This is a genomic window from Rhodococcus sp. EPR-134 (genome assembly GCF_001647205.1).
Classification (GTDB): Bacteria; Actinomycetota; Actinomycetes; order Mycobacteriales; family Mycobacteriaceae; genus Rhodococcus_F; species Rhodococcus_F qingshengii.
The window spans coordinates 1-1,204 of the sequence record NZ_LVCT01000629.1 but is presented as its reverse complement, the minus strand read 5'-3'; the positions used below and the strand labels follow the sequence as shown (position 1 = coordinate 1,204).

At 62.7% G+C, this 1,204-nt stretch carries 1 protein-coding gene; it reads left to right on the top strand.

Translation table 11 applies throughout. The features are described from left to right. On the top strand, positions 1 to 1,042 hold a 1,042-nt coding region (locus A2J01_RS27700), incomplete at its 5' end, for an Ig-like domain-containing protein (RefSeq protein ID WP_064114013.1). Positions 1,043 to 1,204 lie beyond the last annotated feature (162 nt).

The following is a 1,204-nucleotide window of genomic DNA, read 5'->3' as shown; positions in this document are numbered from 1 at the left end:
GTTCGAATTCCAGTATCGCGTCGGTGCGGATTGTGCTCGTGGTACTGATTTGTCGACGACGGTGCATTTCGACGGGACGGTGTTCGTTGACGACACGACAAATGGTCGTGGTCCTTCGGTCAACATTCAGAAGAACGTCTCGACGACAGCACTTGCGCCCGTCGGTGGCGCTCAGGTGGGGCAACCGGTGACGCTGAGCGCGACGGTGACCGGTGGTGCCGACGGTGATTCGGTGGAGTTCTTCGACGCCGCCACCAAGATTGGTGCGGGTACCCTCGCCAATGGTGTTGCAACACTTGCCTGGACACCGACCACCCGTGGAGACCACTCGATCACAGCGAAGTTCGCCGACACGGCGCGTGCCGTCGGCTCCGCTTCGGCAGCGCTGATCGTGAACGTTTCGCAGGCCGATGCTCAGTCCAGCACGACTCTGGCGCCGATCTCGGGCGCGCAGGTCGGCAAGTCGACCAATCTCAAAGCGACTGTGTCCGCGTCGGGCACCGGTGGAACGGTCACGTTCAAGGTCGGCGGAACGGTGCTCGCTTCGGTGCCGGTGGCAGGCAACGGTGAAGCGACCTATGCCTGGGTTCCGACGGTCGCCGGTGCACAGACGGTGGAAGCCGTATTCGCCGGTCGATCCGGTGTCACCGGGTCGAGTACCACCGCGAATGTGACAGTCGCCGAACAGCCCGCCGGAACAACAAGCTCCACAACAGATCTCAGCGTAGTAGCGGGCCAGGTCGGCGTTGCCCAGACGATCTCCGCTCAAATCAGCCCCGCCAATGCGGGTGGCACAGTCACCTTCAAGGACGGCGAGACCGTCATCGGCACGGCCACGGTCGATTCATCCGGAAAGGCCAGCCTTTCGTGGAAGCCCGCAACTCAAGGGCAGCGAGTTGTCGCGGCGGAGTACTCGGGCGCCGGCACGGTGACGGCATCGTCCGATCAGGTCTCCGTCCAGATCGCCGCACCCGTCGACGGTGAAGAACCAGGCAACGGCACCGGTTCGCTCGGCAGCCTCGGCAACATCTTCGGCTCCTAGCAATCGATACCCGGTGATGCCCCGCCCGCTTCAGGTGGTGGGGCATCACCCATATCCCTCACTTCTCGAGAAGGAAAATCTATGTCTGTAGGTTCTGCACGTCGTGCAGTTGCAGGTCTGAGTGTGTTTGCTGTTGCTGCGGGTTTCGCGGTGGTTGCGGGT